Annotated in this window: 19 protein-coding genes; 10 read left to right on the top strand and 9 right to left on the bottom strand. The window is 63.9% G+C overall.

Translation table 11 applies throughout. From position 1 onward, the window contains the following. Positions 1–8 precede the first annotated feature (8 nt). Positions 9–1,139 carry an N-acetylglucosamine-6-phosphate deacetylase gene (gene nagA, locus ACOFKT_RS10010; protein WP_419803851.1) on the bottom strand — a complete coding sequence of 377 codons (1,131 nt, stop codon included), beginning with the start codon at positions 1,137–1,139 and terminating at the stop codon, positions 9–11. 50 nt (positions 1,140–1,189) lie between these two features. Then, a complete protein-coding gene (locus ACOFKT_RS10005; RefSeq protein ID WP_419803850.1) occupies positions 1,190–3,340 on the bottom strand; it encodes a glycoside hydrolase family 20 zincin-like fold domain-containing protein in 2,151 nt (716 codons plus the stop codon). 219 nt (positions 3,341–3,559) lie between these two features. Between ACOFKT_RS10005 and uxaC the strand changes: the two genes are divergently transcribed. From uxaC to ACOFKT_RS09960, 9 genes are read left to right on the top strand one after another with little or no spacing between them, the layout of a single operon-like run. Next, positions 3,560–4,948: a glucuronate isomerase gene (uxaC, locus tag ACOFKT_RS10000; protein ID WP_419803849.1), complete on the top strand. Its 1,389-nt coding sequence runs from the start codon at positions 3,560–3,562 to the stop codon at positions 4,946–4,948. Further along, on the top strand, positions 4,945–6,216 hold the full coding sequence (locus ACOFKT_RS09995) for a lactate racemase domain-containing protein (protein ID WP_419803848.1): 1,272 nt from the start codon (positions 4,945–4,947) through the stop codon (positions 6,214–6,216). Before uxaC ends, ACOFKT_RS09995 begins: the two co-directional genes overlap by 4 nt. Beyond that, complete coding sequence (locus ACOFKT_RS09990; protein WP_419803847.1) at positions 6,213–6,761, top strand: gluconokinase; 549 nt, start codon at positions 6,213–6,215, stop codon at positions 6,759–6,761. The genes ACOFKT_RS09995 and ACOFKT_RS09990 overlap by 4 nt, the downstream gene beginning before the upstream one ends. A 37-nt stretch (positions 6,762–6,798) precedes the next feature. Then, the gene (locus ACOFKT_RS09985; protein WP_419803846.1) at positions 6,799–7,575 is read left to right on the top strand and encodes an SDR family NAD(P)-dependent oxidoreductase; all 777 of its coding nucleotides are present in this window, start codon (positions 6,799–6,801) and stop codon (positions 7,573–7,575) included. Positions 7,576–7,604: 29 nt separating this feature from the next. Then, positions 7,605–8,132: a hypothetical protein gene (locus ACOFKT_RS09980; RefSeq protein ID WP_419803845.1), complete on the top strand. Its 528-nt coding sequence runs from the start codon at positions 7,605–7,607 to the stop codon at positions 8,130–8,132. A 10-nt stretch (positions 8,133–8,142) separates the two neighbouring features. Then, complete coding sequence (gene kduI, locus ACOFKT_RS09975) at positions 8,143–8,973, top strand: 5-dehydro-4-deoxy-D-glucuronate isomerase (protein ID WP_419803844.1); 831 nt, start codon at positions 8,143–8,145, stop codon at positions 8,971–8,973. Then, positions 8,974–10,086 (top strand): PfkB family carbohydrate kinase, encoded by a 1,113-nt coding sequence (locus ACOFKT_RS09970; RefSeq protein WP_419803843.1) that lies wholly within the window; start codon positions 8,974–8,976, stop codon positions 10,084–10,086. Then, a complete protein-coding gene (locus ACOFKT_RS09965) occupies positions 10,083–10,454 on the top strand; it encodes a cupin domain-containing protein (RefSeq protein ID WP_419803842.1) in 372 nt (123 codons plus the stop codon). The genes ACOFKT_RS09970 and ACOFKT_RS09965 overlap by 4 nt, the downstream gene beginning before the upstream one ends. A gap of 22 nt (positions 10,455–10,476) precedes the next feature. After that, a complete protein-coding gene (locus ACOFKT_RS09960; RefSeq protein WP_419803841.1) occupies positions 10,477–11,145 on the top strand; it encodes a bifunctional 4-hydroxy-2-oxoglutarate aldolase/2-dehydro-3-deoxy-phosphogluconate aldolase in 669 nt (222 codons plus the stop codon). Positions 11,146–11,149: 4 nt separating this feature from the next. On the opposite strand, the gene ACOFKT_RS09955 is transcribed toward ACOFKT_RS09960, so the two are convergent. From ACOFKT_RS09955 to ACOFKT_RS09925, 7 genes are all read right to left on the bottom strand, one after another. Then, positions 11,150–12,331, bottom strand: a complete 1,182-nt coding sequence (locus tag ACOFKT_RS09955) for an alginate lyase family protein (RefSeq protein WP_419803840.1) — start codon at positions 12,329–12,331, stop codon at positions 11,150–11,152. A 99-nt stretch (positions 12,332–12,430) separates the two neighbouring features. Next, complete coding sequence (locus ACOFKT_RS09950; protein ID WP_419803839.1) at positions 12,431–13,804, bottom strand: MFS transporter; 1,374 nt, start codon at positions 13,802–13,804, stop codon at positions 12,431–12,433. Positions 13,805–13,837: 33 nt separating this feature from the next. Further along, positions 13,838–14,662: a glycosyltransferase family 2 protein gene (locus ACOFKT_RS09945; protein WP_419803838.1), complete on the bottom strand. Its 825-nt coding sequence runs from the start codon at positions 14,660–14,662 to the stop codon at positions 13,838–13,840. A gap of 98 nt (positions 14,663–14,760) precedes the next feature. Further along, a complete protein-coding gene (locus tag ACOFKT_RS09940) occupies positions 14,761–15,537 on the bottom strand; it encodes an SDR family NAD(P)-dependent oxidoreductase (protein ID WP_419803837.1) in 777 nt (258 codons plus the stop codon). A 126-nt stretch (positions 15,538–15,663) separates the two neighbouring features. Next, complete coding sequence (locus ACOFKT_RS09935; RefSeq protein ID WP_419803836.1) at positions 15,664–17,319, bottom strand: OmpA family protein; 1,656 nt, start codon at positions 17,317–17,319, stop codon at positions 15,664–15,666. 152 nt (positions 17,320–17,471) lie between these two features. Beyond that, positions 17,472–18,182 carry a response regulator gene (locus ACOFKT_RS09930; RefSeq protein WP_419803835.1) on the bottom strand — a complete coding sequence of 237 codons (711 nt, stop codon included), beginning with the start codon at positions 18,180–18,182 and terminating at the stop codon, positions 17,472–17,474. Between the two features lie 53 nt (positions 18,183–18,235). Beyond that, positions 18,236–19,000: a response regulator gene (locus tag ACOFKT_RS09925; RefSeq protein WP_419803834.1), complete on the bottom strand. Its 765-nt coding sequence runs from the start codon at positions 18,998–19,000 to the stop codon at positions 18,236–18,238. A 163-nt stretch (positions 19,001–19,163) separates the two neighbouring features. On the opposite strand from ACOFKT_RS09925, the gene ACOFKT_RS09920 reads away from it, so the two are divergent. Beyond that, a complete protein-coding gene (locus ACOFKT_RS09920; protein ID WP_419803833.1) occupies positions 19,164–20,120 on the top strand; it encodes a hypothetical protein in 957 nt (318 codons plus the stop codon). The last annotated feature ends 8 nt before the right edge of the window (positions 20,121–20,128 follow it).

The following is a 20,128-nucleotide window of genomic DNA, read 5'->3' as shown; positions in this document are numbered from 1 at the left end:
GTGCCGTGTCAGCCGAAAGAGAGGTGTTCGCCCCGCACGAGGGTGCCACGGAAGCTCCCGTTCGGAGCGAAGATGGTGAAGTTCGCTTCGGCGCCGGGTGCAAGCGGCTCCTCAGCGTCTGCCAGGCCCAGCAGCACCGCCGGGTTGCGCGTCGCCAGGCGCACTGCTGCTTCCAGCGACGCGCCCGTGAACCGCTGCAGGTTGGCCACGGCGTGCTGCATGGTCAGCACCGAACCCGCAAGCACGCCGCCGGAGATGCACACGCCATGGCGCACCGTTACTGGAAGGTCGCCGAGTTTATACTCGCCGTCCGGCATGCCGGTTGCGGCCATGCCGTCCGTCACCAGCACGGCCCGGTCCTCGCCCTTGCTGCGGAACCACAGCCGGACGGCTTCAGGCGTGGTGTGGATACCGTCACAAATCAACTCCGCAAACAGGTCCGCATCGTCCAGCGTGACGCCAAGAATGCCAGGCTCGCGATGGTCGAGCGGCCGCATCGCGTTGAAGGTGTGGGTTGCCGAAACAGCCTGCCCCCGCGCGGCCTGGTGTGCCGCCGCAATGCCGCCGCGCGTTTCTGCAGCGGTCGCGTTGGAGTGGCCCATGGAGATGCGTACGCCTCCGGCAGCGGCATACGCAATCAGCTCAAATGCGCCCTCCGTCTCCGGAGCGATCGTCATCAGCCGAATGTGCCCGCGCGCGGCCTCCTGAAAACGCCCGAACAGCGGAACGGATGGTAGCTGTATATCAGCCGCGGGATGCACGCCACGCTTCGCATGCGAAAGAAACGGACCTTCCAGGTGAATACCGATGGGTCGTGCTGCTCGACTTGCGGGCTCACGTTCTATGCTGTCCGCCAGAGCCTCCAGCGCGCGCAGTGTGCGTTCGACCGGCGCGGTCACGGTGGTCGCCAGGAATCGCGTCGTGCCGAAGCGTGCAAGCATGCCTGCCACGGTATTCACGGCATCCTGTGAACCCTCCATCACGTCGCGCCCGCCCGCGCCATGCACGTGAATATCCAGAAAGCCAGGCGCCAGCGTTGCATCACCCAGGTCGAGCGTACCCGGCGGAATGTGGTGCGCATCGTGCGTCGTAAGCCGCTCGACCACACCGTCGCGAAGCAGAATCAAGGGCCGGTCCACGACGCCATCCGGCAGGATCAATCGGCGCGCCGAGATTGCACCATACGTCCTCAACGCACACCCGCCGCTGCGGTGGATGGAACTGCGGGCGGAGGCTGAGGGATGCCGAGCTGCGAAGCCGGCGGAAGCACGCTCGTTTCGCGCCAGCCGCGCAGGGCGGCGCGCACCTTGTCACCGCGGCTGATCCACATGTCTGTGTTGAGTGTGTAACGCTCGCTCATGTTGTGCAGGTAGTACGGCCGGTAGCTTTTCAACCACGCCTGCTCATACAGGTCGCGCATCATGCTGTACTCGCTGCGCAGATCTTCCATCTTGCCCTGCACGCTGTTGGGGTGGGCAATGTCGTTCACATCGCGCAGCAGCTCCGACCGATCGGTGCGTACCTTGCTTGCCTGCAGTGCATACGCACTCGCGTACCGGGTCGCGATTTCATCGCTGATCTGGAATTTCTGGCCGATCATGTCGATGCGGCGCGCGGCCAGTTCCATCACATCCAGCGCGTCGGGCTCGCGCAGCGGGTTCGCCGTGCGCGCCTCGCGGACCAGGATCAGCGCCTGTTCGGCATGCAGCCGTAGCTCGCGATTGATGGGCCGCAGCTTGGCCGCGATCGTCTGTCCTTCCGCCGTCCATGGGTCCACCCAGAACAGGAAATCGTTCGCATCGCCACCCTTGGTGACCACGTCTTTCAACAGGGCGTGGCAGGCAGTCAGCTCCTGCTCCGCCTGATCGATCTTGCCCGTGGGGTCGCCATGAAACGCGCGGCCGTATGAACGCTGAAACTGGGGAATCGATGCCTGCCCCGGCTGCCAAGCGGCTGCCGCGCCGAAGAGGACGCCGTACCAGTTCGCGTTGAACAGCGCCTCGCCATCGTCATCCCAGATGGTGTTCAACTGGCCGGTGCATCCGCTGGCCTGGCCCTGCGCGGTAAAGCCCTGAATGTTCGGCAATGCCAGGTTGTTATCGGGCCAAACGCGGTTCCAGTTATTGACGCCCGGCGCCACCCAGCACTCGATGCCGGCATCGGTGTAGGGCTTTACGTAGGGCAAAAACGTCGGGTGCGGGTTGTACTCCCAGGCGACCGCGATGGTGTTGCGTTTGAAGTCCTCGGGCGCGGCTTTCAGCAGTGCAGGCTCTTTGTAGGCGATGTCGCCCCAGAAGATGAACCGCCGGTTCAGCGGCTTCAGCGCGGCGACAATGCGCTGCATGAAATCCAGGTACACCGGCCCAAGGCCACGTGCATCCACGTCGGCCTTGGTGGCGCCCTTGCCAAGCTCAAACGTCTCATCCGCACCCAGGTGCAGCAGCGGCGACGGATAGTCCTGCGCCAACTGCCCGAACATGCGCTGAATGAACGGCAGCACACCGGGCGCGCCCGGCGCCAGCACGTGGCCGTGCGGCGTCTCGGCCAGGTCAGAGTACTTTTCCCAGTTCAGCATGAAGTGCAGGTGGCCGAACGCCTCCTGCTCGGGAACGACCATCACGTGGTACTTTGCCGCGTACGCCACCAGTTCGCGCGCCTCGGCAGGCGTGATCGAACCACCTGGCGGTGCCGCCAGCGGATCGCTTGCGTACTGCATCGTGTTTTCAAAATAAGGCGAGTACACGTTGACCTTGTAACTGCTGAGCAGCCGCACCTGCTTTTTCTGGAAGTCGAGCGTGGGCACCGGGCCGCGAGACAGATCATCATGCAGGCCGCGATACTTCATCGCCGGCCAATCACGAATCGTCAGGAGGTGCAGCACCACCGTCGCGGGCGTTGCAGGGGTGGCGTTCTCAATTAGCTGCTTGACCGTCTGTGTGCCATAAAAGACGCCGCTCGCCGTCGCACCAACCACGGCGATGCCATTACCGTGCGGCACAATTGCGTACCCTTCGGCCTGCATCTCCGGTGTCAGCGTCGTTGCACCCAGTGCGGTGCGGCCCTCGCCAGAGCCACTGCGCAGCAGGGTGATGCTGACCGGCGCGCCTGCAATCACGTTTACGCCGCGCTCGCGCAGCTCTTCGGTAAGGTCCTGCGCGGCAAAGGTGTCTTGTGCGTCGCACTCGTTGCACAGCACTGCGACGCCACTGCTGAGCGACAACGTGCGCTGCTCATGAACCTCTCGCGGCATGGGCACCATGGTCAGTTGGGCTTGTGCCGCACCCGACACGATCACGGCAGACAAGGCAAGCAAACAGGCGAGGCGCGGCAACAACGGCATATCAGCAAGCTAAACCGAAAGCGCCACCCGTGTCCGCGAGTCGGCAGCGGTGCATGAACCTGCCGTGGTCCGCCCGGGCGGGGAACACCCGGGTGGGACCCAAGTGTTGTAAAGCCGGCATCAGTGCAAGCAGCCAATCCGGCACACCATTTGATAGGCTTGCTGTGCCCGGGCGCTGAAACGTTTCGTGCCCTCCAAACCCCAGGAGAACCCGACCCCATGCTGCTGCACGAAGACAGGCTGTTTCCGGCGGAAGGCTCGGCCCGCGAGGTCGCCCGCAAGCTGTACGCCGTGGCGCGCGATCAGCCCATCCTGAGCCCGCATGGCCACACCGACCCTGCCTGGTTCGCCAGGAATGAGGCCTTCCCGAACCCGTCGGCACTCTTCATTCAGCCCGACCACTACATCTTTCGCATGTTGTACTCGCAGGGTGTGTCGCTTGAATCGCTCGGCATCAGCGGTCACCCCGCCGATCCGCGCGAGGTCTGGCGCATCTTTGCCCGGCACTATTACCTGTTCCGCGGCACCCCCACACGCATGTGGATCGACTACGCATTTCGTTCACTATTCGGACTAGAGGAACGCCTGAGCGCCGGCAATGCCGATGCCTTCTACGACACAATCGACAAAGCGCTGCAAACCCCCGCGATGCGACCGCGCGCTCTCTACGACAGCTTCAGGCTTGAAGTGCTCGCCACCACCGACTCGCCGCTGGACACACTGGAGCACCACAAGGCGATTCGCGAATCCGGCTGGAACGGACGCGTCCTGCCTACCTTCCGCCCCGATGCCGTCATCGACTTCGAGTTCGCCAACTTCCGCGACAACATCGACAAGCTCGGCGAGATCACCGGTGAGGACACCAGCAACTTCACCGGTTACCTGAACGCCCTGCGTAAACGCCGTGCCTTCTTCCAGCAGATGGGCGCCACCGCGACCGACCACGGCCACCTGACCGCGCGCACCGCCGACCTGACAAAGAGCGAAGCCGAAGCGCTCTACGCGAATATCTACAGCGGGAAAGCTACGCACGAGGAAGGCGAGCTCTTTCAAGCGCAGATGCTGACCGAGATGGCCGGCATGTCTGTCGAGGACGGCCTCGTTATGCAGCTCCATGCCGGCTCCGTGCGCAACCACAACACTGGGCTTTACGAGAAGTTCGGCCGCGACAAGGGTGCCGATATTCCCGCGCCTACTGAGTACGTCCGCAACCTGCGCCCGCTGCTCGGTAAGTACGGCAACGAGCCGAACTTCACCTTCATCCTCTTCACGCTCGACGAGTCCACCTATGCGCGCGAACTCGCGCCGTTGGCCGGCCACTACCCATGCCTGCGCCTCGGGCCGGCGTGGTGGTTCCACGATTCGCCCGAGGGCATGATGCGCTACCGCGAGCAGGTGACCGAGACCGCCGGCTTCTACAACACCGCCGGCTTCAACGACGACACCCGCGCCTTGCTCTCCATTCCCGCTCGGCACGACGTTGCCCGCCGCGTCGACTGCGCCTTCCTTGGCCGCCTGGTCGCCGAGCACCGCATCGACGAGGATGAGGCGTTTGAACTGATCCAGGACCTCACGGTAAATCTTGCGCGCAAGGTCTATCGCCTGTGAGCACGTTGCTTGCCATCGGCTCCCCCACGACGGAGCTCTCGCCCGCCGAAGTGGAACAGCACCTGAGCGAGGCGCTCGCAAAGCTGGGTCCGCGCAAGAAGGTGCTGGCGCTTCCGCCGGACTTCTCGCGCTTTCACTCGCAGGCCGGCGTGCTCACGGAGATGACGTGGCGGCACTACGGCGACGCCCTGACCGACATTCTGCCCGCGCTTGGCACGCATAAGCCGATGACCGATCACGAAATCTCGACCATGTTCGGCAAGACGCCGCGCGACCTCTTCCGCGTCCACGACTGGCGCAACGACGTAGTCACCCTCGGCGAAGTCCCCGGCGAGTTCATGCATGAGGTCAGCGAGGGCAAGCTCGATTACCCCTGGCCCGCGCAGGTCAACAAGATGGTCCGCGATGGCGGCCACGACCTCATCCTGTCGATCGGCCAGGTGGTGCCGCACGAGGTCATCGGAATGGCCAATTACAACAAAAACGTCTTCGTCGGCACCGGCGGCGTCATGGGCATTCACCGCTCGCACTTCCTCGGCGCGGTCTACGGCATGGAGCGCATCATGGGGCGCGCCGACAACCCCGTGCGCGCCGTGCTGAGCTACGCCAGCGACCACTTCGCGCAGGACCTGCCGATCGTGTATGTGCTCACTGTGGTCGGCAAGAACGCCGCGGGCCAGCTCGCCATTCGGGGCCTCTACATCGGAGATGACAGCGACTGCTTTTACCAGGCTGCGGAGCTCGCGCTGCAGGTCAACTTCGTCATGATGGACCGCGAGATCAAGAAGGCTGTCGTCTACCTGGACCCGCACGAGTTCAAGAGCACGTGGCTGGGCAACAAAAGCGTCTACCGCACCCGCATGGCGTTGGCGGATAATGCTGAACTGATCGTCCTTGCCCCCGCCGTACACGAGTTCGGCGAGGACCAGACCATCGACAAGCTGATCCGCCGCTATGGTTACTACGGCACGCCGAAGACACTGGACTGGGTCAAGCATGACCCGGAACTCGCTGGCAATCTCAGCGCGGCGGCGCACCTCATCCACGGCTCCAGCGAGGGCCGTTTCAACATCACCTACTGCCCCGGCCACCTCTCCCGCGAAGAAATCGAGAAGGCCGGCTTCCAGTATGGCGACCCGCAGCAGATGATGCAGAAGTACAATTCTGAGACGCTCAAGGACGGCTGGAACGCCATTGATGGCGAAGAGATCTTCTACGTCTCCAACCCTGGCCTGGGCCTGTGGGCGTACAAGGAGCGCTTCCAATGAGCGCGACGCCGGCATCATCCGCCAGCGCCGCCGCCCCGGCACCACGGGGCAATCTCTTCGTTCTTATGGGCGTCAGCGGCTCTGGCAAGACCACCATCGGCGAACTGCTCGCCCAGCGTCTCAGCATCCCGTTTCTCGACGCGGACGACTACCACCCAGAGGCGAACAAGGCCAAGATGCACGCCGGTCACCCGCTCACGGACGAAGACCGCTGGCCCTGGCTTGCCACCCTGAACGGCTTGCTGCGGGATCACGCGCAGCAGGGCACCGGTTGCGTCCTGGCCTGCTCGGCGCTCAAAGCAATCTACCGCGACAAGCTCGAAAACGGCATGCCCCACGGTGCCATCGGCTTCATCCTGCTCGAAGGCTCGCGCGATCTCATCTCCAGCCGCCTCGCCGCGCGCCACCACGAATTCATGAGCAGCACACTGCTGGACAGCCAGTTCGCCACGCTCGAAGAACCAGAGGACGCCTTTAAAATCTGCAACGACCGCACACCTGACGAGGTCGTCGACGATATCTTGCAACAGGAACATCTGGCCTGAACGCATCGCGCTCCTACGCCAGTTGAAGGAGTAGTAAGTGGGAAAGAACATATTCGATCTCTCCGGCAAAATCGCCGTCGTCACCGGCGGCACCTCGGGTATCGGCCTTGCCATCGCACTTGGCCTCGCTGACGCGGGCGCGCACGTCGTCGCCAGCTCGCGCCGCATGGAACAGGTCGAGGAAGCCGCCGCCAAGATCGAAGCAAAAGGCGTCCAATCCCTCCGCCTCGCCTCGGACGTCAAAGACCGTGCCTCGCTCGAAGCTCTCTGCGCCGCCACGCTCCAGCAGTTCGGCCAAGTCGATATTCTCATCAACTCCGCCGGCAAGATCAAGCGCGAGCCGACCCTTACCGTCAGCGAAGAAACCTGGAACGACATCATGGACACGAACCTGACTGGCACCCTGCGCGCCTGCCAGATCTTTGGCAGGCCCATGCTCGACCGCGGCTACGGGCGCATCGTCAACATCGCGTCCTTGAACTCCTATGTGTCGCTGAAAGAAGTCACCGCGTACGCCTGCAGCAAAGCCGCGGTCAACGCGCTCACGCGCTCGCTTGCGGTCGAGTGGAGCAGCCGGGGCGTGACCGTCAACGCCGTTGCGCCGGGCGTCTTCCGCACCGCGCTCAATGCCGATCTGCTCGATAAGAGTGAGCGCGGCAAGGAGTTGCGCATGCGCACGCCGATGAATCGCTTCGGCCAGACGGAAGAGACCGTCGGCGCGGCGGTGTATCTTGCCAGTGACGCGGCCAGCTTCGTCACTGGCGAGACCATCGTCGTCGACGGCGGATTCCTTGCCAGCGGCGTCAACCAATAGCCCGCGGCACCTACGTACAAGGAGCAACCATGAACCGCATGCTTCCTCTCGCAACGCTCACCATCGCCGCGGCACTCACGGCAACGGCGGCGTACGCCCAGGCCACGCCGCCGCCCATGGACACCAACCCCATCGACGTACGCACCGAGGCCCAGATCGATCAGCAGGCCCACGAATTTCTAGACCAGGCGCGCAAGCGTCCTGATGGCATCGTTAGCGTCACGCTCGAACGCTACCCCGGTCACTACACCATGCTCACCGCGCGCACCAAGCCGGGCGGCGCCGAGTTGCACCAGCATTTCAACGACATCTTCATCGTGCTCGACGGCGAGGCGACCGAGGTCATCGGCGGCACCATTGAGGACGCGAAGGAAACCACACCCGGCGAGATCCGCGGTAAGCGCGTCGTTGGCGGCACCGAACACCCCATGCACAAGGGCGATGTGATCCACATCGCCCCCAACACGCCGCACCAGACCGTCGTGCCAGAGGGCAAGTACTTCCTTTATTACGTGATCAAGGTGCAGGCACCCGACACCGCAACTGCCGCAAAGTAAGAGGCACCCGATGAAACTGCTCCAGATGGCCGACGCTGTTCGCTTTCCGCGAATGACCACGGCAGAGTTGCGCGAGACCTTTCTGCTCCAGGACCTGTTCAAGCCCGGCGAGATCGGCTTCACCTACGTCGACCTGGACCGCACCGTCATCGGCTCGGCCGTGCCCACCGTTGGACCGCTCACGCTGCCCACCAACCCGGCCCTGCGCTCCGAGTACTTCCTCGAACGCCGCGAGCTCGGCATCCTCAATGTCGGCGGCAAGGGCACTGTCACTGTGGACGGCAAGACCTTTGAATGCGACAAGCTCGACTGCGCCTACGCCGGCCGGGGCAGCAGGGAAGTCGTGTTCACCAGCGAAGCCGAAGCAAACCCCGCCGCGTTTTACCTTCTCAGCTATCCCGCCCACACGCAGTATCCCACGGCCATGGTCAAGTTTGCAGACCTGCAGCCACTGCAATTGGGAGCGGTCGAAACCTGCAACAAGCGATCCATCTACAAGGCCATCTACGCCGATGGTCTCAAGAGCTGCCAGTTGGTCATGGGCTTTACCCTGCTCGAGTCCGGCTCCAACTGGAACACCATGCCGCCGCACACACACTTTCGCCGGTCCGAGATCTATCTTTACTTCGACCTCCATCCTGCGCACCGCGTCATACACCTGATGGGACCGCCGCAGGAAACGCGGCACCTTCTCGTCGCCGACCGCCAGGTCATCGTCTCGCCCGGCTGGTCCATCCACGCCGGTGTCGGTACCAACCGCTACGCCTTCTGCTGGGGCATGGGCGGCGAAAACCAGGCTTACGACGACATGGACGGCGCGCCCATCACGGAGCTTCGCTAGATGCCCGACGCTTCCGGGGTCGACGCGGAGGTGCTGCCCCTGCACCCCGCCGCTGACACCCAGTGGGACCTCGTTTCGCTCGGTGAAGTCCTGCTGCGCTTCGACCCCGGCGAAAGCCGCATCGCGAACACCCGTAATTTTCGGGTCTGGGAGGGCGGCGGCGAGTACAACGTCGCGCGCGGTCTGCGCCGCTGCTTCGGGCTTCGCTCGGCCGTCGTCACGGCGCTTGTCGACAACCCGGTGGGCCGCCTCGTCGAAGACCTGATGCTGCAAGGCGGCGTCGACATTTCTCAGGTTCTGTGGCGCGAGTACGACGGCATCGGCCAGCAGTCGCGCAACGGCATTTATTTCCTCGAGCGCGGCTTTGGCGTGCGCGGCGCGCTCGGCAGCATGGATCGCGGCCACACGGCTGTTTCGCAGCTCAAGCCCGGCGACATCGACTGGGATCACATCTTCAGCGAGTCGGGAGCGCGCTGGTTTCATACCGGCGGCGTCTTCTGCGCACTCAGCGACACCACCCCGCTGGTCGCACGCGAGGCCATGCAGGCCGCCAAACGCCACGGCGCCATTGTCAGCTACGACTGCAACTACCGTCCATCGCTCTGGAAGGCTCGTGGCGGCCGCCTCGCCGCAGCCCGCGCCAACCATGAAGTAGCGCCCTACGTTGACGTGCTCTTCGGCCACGAGGGCGACCTTGCTCTTGAACTTGGCGAGCACTCCAGCGGTCCTCCGTCACACACGCCCGACAGCTATGCCGCCATGGCCGCGCGCGTCATGCAGGCGCATCTCAACTTCCGCATCATCGCCACCACCACCCGCAAACCGCGTACCGCAAACCGCAATGACTGGGGCGCCTACGCCTACGCCGCCGGTCACATCCACGTCGGCCGAGAGATGCACGACCTTGAAATACTCGACCGTGTCGGCGGCGGTGATTCCTTCGCCTCGGGCCTCATCTACGGCCTTCTGCAAGGTAAGGGAGTGGACTACGCTCTCCAGTGCGGCATCGCGCACGGCGCGTTAGCCATGACAACCGCCGGCGATTCCAGCTTTGCCACGCTCGACGAAGTCGAACGCCTGATGGCCGGCAGCGGCGCAGGAGTGCAGCGATGAACCACGAGGACCCCATCGACATCCAGCAAAAAATCGATACCGTCCGCGAACACTGGCGTCCGCACATCATCGCCGAGCTCAATGGCCAGGAGTTCAAAGTCGTCAAGTTGCTCGGCGAGTTTCCGTGGCACCACCACGACAGCATCGACGAACTCTTCTTTGGGTGGCGCGGCACCTTCCGCATGGACTTCCGCGACCGCTCCGTCACGATCGGCCCCGGTCAGTGCATTGTCGTTCCGCGCGGCGTCGAGCACCGTCCTGTCGCGGAGCACGAAGCCGAAATCCTCCTGTTCGAGCCCGCCGGCGTACGCAACACCGGCAACGTCGAAGATGACCGCTTCACCGCGCCCGGAGCCGTCTACATCTAGCCGACGCCTGAGAAAATGCCCTATGCAGAAATCTGACGTCCTCAAGCGCATGCAGCAGACCGGCCTCGTCCCCGTTCTGCGCGGCTCCTCCACCCGGGAAGCTCTCGCCATCGCGCGCGCCATCGCGGCCGGTGGCGTCAACGTGCTTGAGGTCACCATGACCGTCCCCGGCGCGCTCGAGGTCATCCGCACCCTCGTCCGCGAAGAACCGCAGATCCTGGTCGGCGCGGGCACCGTGCTCGACCCGGAAACCGCCCGCATCTGCATGCTCGAAGGGGCGCAGTTCATCGTCAGCCCTGCCACCAATCCTGCCACGATCGAGATCTGCCGCCGCTACTCGGTCGCCATCCTGCCCGGCGCCCTCACACCCACTGAAGTCGTCACCGCCTGGCAGGCCGGCGCGGATGTGATCAAAATCTTTCCCGCAAACGCCATGGGCGGAGCGAAATACCTGAAGAGCCTCAAAGCCCCGCTGCCCCAGGTCGAGCTCGTCCCCACGGGCGGCGTGTCTGTATCGACCGCGCACGAATTTCTCGAAGCCGGCGCCTTCGCCCTCGGCGTGGGTGCCGACCTGGCCGATGCCAAAGCCATCGCCGCAGGCACGCCGCACACCATCTCCGAAACCGCTCGCAAATACCTCAAGGTCATCGCGGACTTCCGCGCCACCAGCCCCCACATCCAGTCTGATTAGCGACTCACGCCGGCGCTCGCACCGCCCACAGTGCCGGCTGCGTCACCGAATGCTCCCGCTTTATCGCCGCGTCTGCCCCATCCGCCGGCTTCATTGCCTTCCACTGATCCACGTAGTCCTGCCGGTTCCACGCGCGCCCGCCAAACAGCAGCACATTCTCCCGCAGCGGCTGCCGGCTGAAGCGCCGCACATCCGCCGGGTACGGCCATTTGCCCCGGCTCTGCAGAAACGGAAACGCCCAAGCCACTGCGGGCCGCATGCCGCGTCCATCCGCCAGGCTGAACCCCCACGCGCTCTCGAACGGCGTGCTCACCGACTCGCACGCGCTGCCCATGCACTCCAGCAGCAGCATGGACTCCGCGTAGGGCCGCTGCGTCGTCAGCGCATACGCAAAATACCCGTCCAGGTGAAGCTGCCGCAGCAGCTTGTCGCGAAAGCGGTGCCCGCACTCGCGCCACACCGCATCGTTGCGCGCGAACCGGGCCAGCTCACTTGCCTGCATCGTCCAGAAAATGCTGTCGGCCCGTGTGCTCTCCCGCGCTACCACGCCGCGTTCGGACTCGTTGAACCACTTCAACAGCTCGTTGACCCAGGCGCGGATCGCATCTGCCTCCTCCGCCGGTGTCGCCGCCGCGGCACACACAAACGAAGCCGCCCGCGCAAACTCCGCCAGTGGGAGCGTGAACCGCAGCGGATTCGACCGCAAGTCCGGGTCGCTCTTCGCACCCTCAGCCGCCGCGTCCACGGCGCGCGCCGCCGCCACATTCTCCAGCGTTGGCAACATCCGTGTCTCCGGGACGATACACCACGCCCGCATCTGCGCCCGCGCCCTTTGCAGATACTTATCATCCGCTGTGAGCCGCCACGCCGCCGCCAGCGCCGCCACCCGCGCCGCCATGCGCCCCAGCAAATCGGCGTGCCCGGTAAACCCGCTCACGTCCCCCGCCGAATCAAGCATGGCGTCGCAAAAAAACCGCTGCGGATCCCGCGTCCCCGGGGCTTCAACAGACGCCAACACCAGCAGCGATCCGCCCATGCCCTCGTCCGCTACGGCAAGAATGCGAGCGCGGTCGAACTCCGCCACGTTAAAGTGAACACCCGTGGCCTGCCCGCTGAGCCCGCGCCCACCCCAGGCCGCCAACGCCCCAGCCCCGGCCAGCACATCCCTGCGCGTCATCCGCACCATGCCACTAAGTGTAGCGATCCAAGGGCACTTGCATCATCCGCCAATCGGAAGGGCACAGCTTCAGCTGTGCCCTTCCAGTCGAACCGCGGACCTTTGTTCCTAAGCTCTGACAGGTTCTCGATGCATAGCATTCTCCTGGGGCTGCCCCTGCCTCTTCAGCAGCGCGCACAGCACCGCTCCCAGCAGCGCCAGCCCGCCTATCACCAGTAGCCCCGCCGTGAACGAGTGCGTCATGTCCTTTAGCCGCCCGGTCAGGAATGGCCCAGAGAAGCCCCCTACGCCGCCAACCATCGTGATGATCGCCACGCCGCCCGCCGCAGCCTGCCCGCTCAGCACCCGCGTCGGCAGCGCCCAGAACGGCCCCATGATGCTCCAATACCCCATCGCCGCGAGCGTCATCGCAAACAGCGTCAACGCAAAGCTGTGCGTTGCCGCAGACAGCCCAAACCCCACCGCACTCAGTGCAAGGCACCCCGCGATGTGCCATCGCCGCTCGCCCGTCCGGTCACTCGTCCATCCAATCAGCACCATGAACACCGTTGCCGCAAGATAGGGAATCACCGTCCACCGCGCAATATAGCTCGCATCCTGCGACGAAAGCGCACTGCCGGCCGCGCCGCCGCCGTGCAGCAGCCCATTCAGCATCAACGGCAACCACAGGTTTACCGTGTACACGCCGATCTGGTCCAGAAAAAAAATGCCCGCCAGCACCCACACCATCGGCGTACGAAACGCATCGCCCAGCGAATGGTGCTCGCTCGCGCCACCCTCCTTGCGGTCGCGCTCCAACTCCGCGTCCAGCCACCGTTTCTCTTCGCCGCTCAGCCAGGACGCGTCGTCCGGCTTGTCGCGCAACACGAACAGAACGGAAATCCCCATCAGGAACGTCGGCACGCCTTCTACCAGAAACAGCCACTGCCACCCGTGCAGTCCGGCCGCGCCTTCCAGCTTTAGCAGCCCGCTTGAGATAGGCGCGCCGATCACTCCCGCGATCGCCGTTGCCGTCATGAATCGCGCCACCGCATTCGCCCGCTGCTGCGACGGGAACCACGCGCTCAGGTACAGGATCATGCCGGGAAAGAACCCGGCCTCGCTCACGCCCAGAAAGAATCGCATCACGTAAAAGGAATGCGCGCCCTTCACAAACATCATCGCGGTCGCGATGATGCCCCACGTGATCATGATGCGCGCAATCCACTTGCGCGCTCCTACCTTATTCAGGGCCAGATTGCTCGGCAAGTCGAAGAGTGACGAGCCCAGGAAAAAGATGCCCGCGCCAAAGCCATACACCGAGTCCGTCAAGTGCAGGTCCCGCTTCATCTCCAGCGCCGCAAACCCCACGTTCACGCGATCCAGGTAGGCCAGAATGTAGAGCACAAAGATGTAGGGGATCAGCCGCCAGGCGATCTTGCGGTACACCGCCGCGCCGTCTATGCGCGACCGCGCCTGTGTGGTCATGTTGTCAGAAGGCATGTGCCGCTTCTGATGCTTTCACTAGCCAAGTGGCTACATCACCGGCGGCGCTTCTTCATCCTGCGCAAGCTTTCGTTCGCGCCTTCGCTTCTCCCAAACCTTCACATACTTCCAGTGCACATAGACCGCGTGGTTCAGGTGAAAGATTAATCCTTCCGTGCCGTCCAGAAATCCCGCGCGTAGGAAGTAATTTTTTAACCAGCCAAAGAACGGATTCGCGAACGATTGCGCCAGCAGGTACCAGGAGGGCCGGTCTGCCAGCTTCCTCGACAGCGCCGCCACCGTGCCGCTGGAGTACTCATTCATGTGATCCAGGTAGTTCGCAAAGTCCGGGTACCCGTAGTGCTGCAAATGGTGCCGCAACTGCCCCTTGCGCTGGTCGTACTGCGCCGTCCCATGCGGCCCGATGCTCTCATCCACCATCGTCACGCCACGCCGCCACAACCGCAGCTTCTCATCCGGGTACAGCCCGCCATGCCGCATCCAGCGCGTCAGAAAAATGTTAAGCCGGGGGATCCAGTACGCCTCTTTGTCCGCCTGCATCACTGCCTGCTGAATTTCGACCCGCAGCTCCGGCGTCACCACCTCGTCGCCATCCAGCAGCAGAATCCAGTCACCCGTGCATTTCCGGATCGCCACGTTCTTCTGCTCGGCGTGGCCTTTGAAGTCGCGGTTGAAGAAGTGCTCCGTGCCGTACTCGCGCGCGATCTCCGGTGACCGGTCCACCGACCCTGAATCGACGATCACAATCTGGTCGACCCAGCCCTGCAGCGCCGCCAGCGTGCGCGGCAGGTTTTTCTCCTCGTTCGTCGCAATCATCGCAACGGAGATGGTGGGTCTTGCTGCTCTGTCTGACATCGGTCTGTGCTCGCCACCCTACAACATTGTCATCCGGAGCGAAGCGAAGGACTTGCTTTTGCAAACTCTCGCGAAGCGAGAGGGTACACACCCGCGCCTCATCCGCGCCGGTTGAACGTCACCGAGTTCGCCTGGTCGATGCTCGTCAACAACAACGACGACACATTCACATGAGCCGGCCGCGTCACCGCATACCGGATCGCATCCGCCACATCCTCCGGCGTCAGCGGCGTGATGTTCTGGTACACCTTCGCCGCGCGCTCCTTGTCGCCACGGAAGCGAACCTCGCTGAAGTCGGTCTGCACCATGCCAGGATCCACGCTCGTGACCCGAACCGCCGTTCCCATCAGGTCGATGCGCAACCCATCGCTGATGGACCGCTCTGCAGCTTTCGTCGCGCAATACACGCTGCCACCCGCATACGCCAGCCAGCCCGCGGTCGAGCCCAGGTTCACCACGTGCCCCGCGTTTCGCTCGACCATGCCCGGCACTACCGCGCGCGTCACGTACAGCAGACCCTTGGTGTTGGTGTCGATCATTTCTTCCCAGTTCTCGGGATCGTCCTTCCACAGCTTCTCCAGCCCGCGCGCCAGACCCGCGTTGTTTACCAGGATGGCAAGGTCCGCGAACTCCTTCGGTAGCCCGGTAATGGCCGCCTCCACCGCTGCGTGATCCCGCACATCAAACGCCAGCGGAAGCACGGCCGCCGCACCCGCCTGCTTCACCGCCGCAACGGTTTCATCCAGCCGCTCCGCCGACCGCGCCGTCAGTACCAGCGCACAACCCTCCGCGGCCAGTGCCAACGCCGTCGCCCGTCCAATGCCAGCACTCGCGCCGGTAACAAGCGCAACCTTCCCCTGAATACTTTCGCTCACTCGTTCACTCCTGCTCTACTCAGCATTGGATGCAAGCAAAAGGGCCGCTCCGATTTGAGCAGCCCTGCAAACGACTGTGCCCCACCTTCGCCGCGCTTTTTGCGGCGGAGGTGGGCGAGCAACCGCCTACTGCGCCGGACCCGCCGGTGCCGCGGTTCCGGCCGGCATCGCATCGTTTGTCGTTCCCGGAGCCTGCGTCCGCACACCGATGGACGGCCCACTTACGACCATCTCCACACGCCGGTTCTGCGCGCGTCCTTGCGCCGTGCTGTTGTCCGCCACCGGGTTCGTCTTTCCGTACCCCTGCGCCGTCACGTTCGCGGCACTCACGCCCTGCTGTACCAGAAAGTCCTGCGTCGCCCGCGCGCGGTTGTCGCTCAGCTTCTGGTTCAACTCGTCACTACCCACTGAATCGGTATAGCCCTCAATCTGCAGCTTCAGATCCGGGTATTGCTGCAGGATTGCCGACACCTTGGCCAGCGAAATCTGCGCGTTCTGCTTCAGCGTGTATTTGCCCGTATCAAACAAGACATCACCCAGCGTTACTATCAGGCCTCGCGCCGTTTCCTGCGTTGCCAACACGGAGTTTAACTGCGCCCGGAGCCGTTCACGGATCGCCACCACCGACTGGTTTGCCGCATCGGCCTGCGCACGCGCTGCGTCTGCTGCTGCCTGCGCGTTTGCTGCGTCTGCTTCGGCGCGGGCGCGCTGTGCCGCTTCACGATCCGCTGCCGCCTGCGACTGCGCCGCTGCTGCCGCTGCCTGCGCCGCCTGCAGTTGCGACTGCTGGGCCTGCGCCTCCGCCGCTTGGCGCGCATCGATCTGCGCCTGCTGCCGTTCCTGCGACTGCTTGCGCAGGCTCAGGATGCGCGCATCCTCGGCGCGCTGCACCGCTTCACGCGCGTAGGTAATTTCCATCTTCTCGTCGCGATGCTTGTTTTGGTCCATCGCATCAGCGTTTTGCAGGTTCGTCCGCACCTGCGCCAGAATGTCCGGCGCATACTGCTCCGCACCCGCCATGCGTGCGATGTTGTACGCATTGTGCGCCTCGTACAGCTCCAGCGGGCTGTGCTCGTTCCGCGTAATCGGGTCCACCACCGTGTGCGGCCCGGCCGTCTGCGCGTAGGCTCCGCGTGGCAGCAGGCTGAAGTGCGCATTCACCTTTTCCAGCACGCCCTGGGTCCGGTCGTTGATGATTTCATTCTGCGCCACGACCAGGTCGCTCGGCACGCGTACGGCGAAGTACGGCTCGGCCGTGACGATCATGCCGAACGACTGCAGGTTCGTCGTCACCTGCAGGCTCACGTCCTTGCCGCTGGGCAGAATCTCACCCAGGTTGCTCGGCGTGCCGTCCGGCGTGATCGCCCACAGCACATAGGTCAGGTACTCCGGACCAAAACCGTTCGCCGGCGTCAGCCCATCCAGGTGGACGTCCACCGTAATGCGGCCCTTTTCGCTGTTCACCTTGGCATTGCCGCGCACCCTGGGTGCCAGCGGCGTGCCGACAAAGTTGATCTTCGTGGAACCGCTGCGGTGGAAGTAGTTCACCGCGTCCAGGTCACGGCTGACCACGTTCACGCGGTACAACGGGACGCCGTTCAGCTCGCCCGCAGGCCGTGCAGTCTGGCCGCCGTTGCTCAGGCCAGCAGTTGGGTTCGGCTCCTGCGCGCGCAGCGCGGAAACGGAAAGCGTGGCAACAAGCGCCAGGCCCGCGGCAAAGGCGGCAAGCCGGTTTCGCAGGCAGGTCGAGCCAGCGGGACGATTCACAGAAAGACGGTTCACAACAACACTCCGGTCGACGCACCGGTTGTGCGCCCACTAAGACGGATGCGTCATGCCGGGGCAGTGTCGCCTTACTACCACCTTTGTGTAGCTTCGGTTTAGCTTTCCGGGACGGCTGCTCGCCACATCGCCGCCCCTTTCGTCTAAGCCGCTTAAATCGGGTCGACCAGCTTGTGCGAAATCGCAAACAACGCAAGCTCCAGCCGCGTGGAAACGCCGGTCTTATCGAAGGTATTCGACAGATGCCGCTTGACTGTCTCCTCGCTGATGTTGAACTGCTTCGCGATGTCCTTGTTCGAGCAGCCTTCCACAATGCTCTGCACCACTTCCAGTTCGCGCGGTGTCAGTCCATAGGTCTTTTTCTCTGGCAGGGTGGCGGCCTTCTGCATCAGCCCGTGCAGCGCCTGCAACAGGTTCATTACGCGCTCGCCGCCGATCCAGTAATCGCCGCTGTACACCGCGCGAATCGATTCCGCAAGATCGCCCGCGACCGAATCCTTCAGCACAATGCCGCGCGCGCCAATCTGCAGCGCCTCAATGATTTGCTGCGTCGTAATCGTGCTCGTCAGCAGGATGATCTTGACCCGCGGCGACTTGCTCATGATCGCCCGCATGGCTTCCAGCCCGGGCAGCCGCGGCATCTGCACGTCAAGCAGCAGAATGTCGGGCTCGTGTTCCAGGGCCTGCGTGATCGCCTCATCGCCGTCGCCGGCCTCGCTGATCACCTCAAAGTTTGGCTCCTGCAACAGCATGTTCTTCACGCCAAACCGCACCACCGGGTGATCGTCGGCCACGATCAGGCGAATGGTGCCGATTGCGTTGCCGTTCACGTCAGTCTTTGCGCTCGTCAGTACACTCGACACGTGCGTTTTCTCCGGAGGGGTTTGCATGAGCTGCGGATTGCAGCACGGGCCACCTAAATTGGAAACAGTGTCTTCAGCATAAGGCGTATTTCGTCGCATGCAAGGTGCATTCGACGTACCTTTTCCGTGCGTAAGCCGTAACTGGACATCGCGTCCATCAGCTCAGCTTGTGCGGCCAACCTCGCCAGCCGCTGCGCCCCGATCATGCCCGCCGACCCTTTCAGCTGGTGCGCCTCGGCCTGAAACGCGGCGATGCCCTCTGGCGGCAGACTTCCCATCCGCCGCAGCCGGTCCTCCGCGTCCGCAAGGGCAAACGCGTACAGATCTTTCGCCCGCAGGCCCATCTGCTGCTCGAGTTTTAAAAACGTCTCCGTCGCCACGACCGGCAGCCCGCCTTCGTCCTCGTTTTGCGCGGAGCTGTCCCGCCCGGAGCGAACGCCGGGCTCCGCGCCTGTGTTTGAAGCCGCTGCTGCCAACGCTGCCAGCGCCGCTCGCACTTCCGGCGGCCCGAACGGCTTTCGCAACAGCGCCTGATACCCCGCGGCCCCGTCGCTGGACTCCGACGCAGACATCGCCAGGAGCGCCGCCTCCGGCGCCATGGAACGCAGCGCTTCTGCAAGTGCCCCGCCGTGGATGCCGGGCAGGTGCAGGTCGCACAAAATGACCACTGGACGGACCTCGCCCGCGGCCAACGCGTCCGTCGCGGCTTCACCGCTGCCCGCCGCACGCACCGACCAGCCGTCCGCTTCCAGCAGCAGTACCAGCACCTCGCGCGTCGTTTCATCGTCCTCAACCAGCAGCAATCGTTCCACACTCATCCCAAGCACTCTACCTTGTCTGTCCCCAGTCGCGACAGCCGCTTGCGCATCGCCCAAAGGACGATGCTCCACGCAGCTATGCTTTAGTTAGCCGTGTCATTTCGACCGGAGTAGGTGCGGCTTTTTGCACCTGCGGAGTGGAGAAACCCGTATTTTGCCAGTGGTGGCTATCATCGCCGCAATCTTGCTTACCCCGCCCGGCACACCCGCTGGCGGCTTTCACTGGCAGCGCATCATTACTCCGCCGCCCGGCGCCGGCACCCAGCAGGCCTGTGTCGTGCTCGATGCCGCCACCTTCGCGAACGCGGCACCCGCGCTGCGCGACCTGCGTCTGTTTCAGGACGGCACCGAACTGCCCTACGTCATCGAGGAAAGCTACGACGAACGCGCCCTCAATAGCGGCGTAACACCAGACGACGACCGCTCCGAGTACGAAGCCGTGCTCGTGCTTCCACTTCACATGCGCCAGTCAGGTGCTTCGTTTGATGGCTGGCACGGCAGCGGACCTCTTCCCCCGCCACCCGGACTGTTCACGGGTCGCGCTGAAACTGAATTGCCGCCGAAAGTACCCGTCGAGCGCTTGCGTCTTGAACCCTACGTCGGTTTTGAGAACGTTACTGTGAGCGCGTTGCCACCAGCCGCCGGTGCGATCTCCGAAGCGGAGCACGTCGGCGGAACCATCGACCAGGCGCATCCAGCCCTGGCCATTACTCTTGGCGCAAACCTGCAAAATGCCGCGAATGTTGAGGTCAATGTCGGTCCGTTCCTGGAGCCGCACGGAATCGTACCCGTACAGCGCGTCATCCTCGAAATGCGCCGCCGCTCTCTTTGCTACCAGCCGCGCGCCGCCGCCCCCCTCGTCCTGTACCTCGGCGGAGGCCAGGGCATCGCCGCCAAAGTTTACGGCCTTTCGGACGGCTTCTCCACCGACCAGCAGCGCCCCTACGCCACCATGGGCCCGCTCGAACCGAACCCCGACCTGGACCACCCCGCGCACCACCCCATCTCCCGCCTGCTCGTCGCGATCGCCATCCTAGGCACCACCCTACTGCTCACCCTCTGGATTGGGCTCGAACTGCTTCGCAAAGAGAAAGGCCGTCCGAAGACGGACCATTCCTAAGTCAAACG

The sequence above is a fragment of the Terriglobus sp. genome, from assembly GCF_965201105.1.
GTDB lineage: Bacteria > Acidobacteriota > Terriglobia > Terriglobales > Acidobacteriaceae > Terriglobus.
Note: the sequence above shows the minus strand (reverse complement) of the source record. Positions and strands in the feature narration are given on the sequence as shown.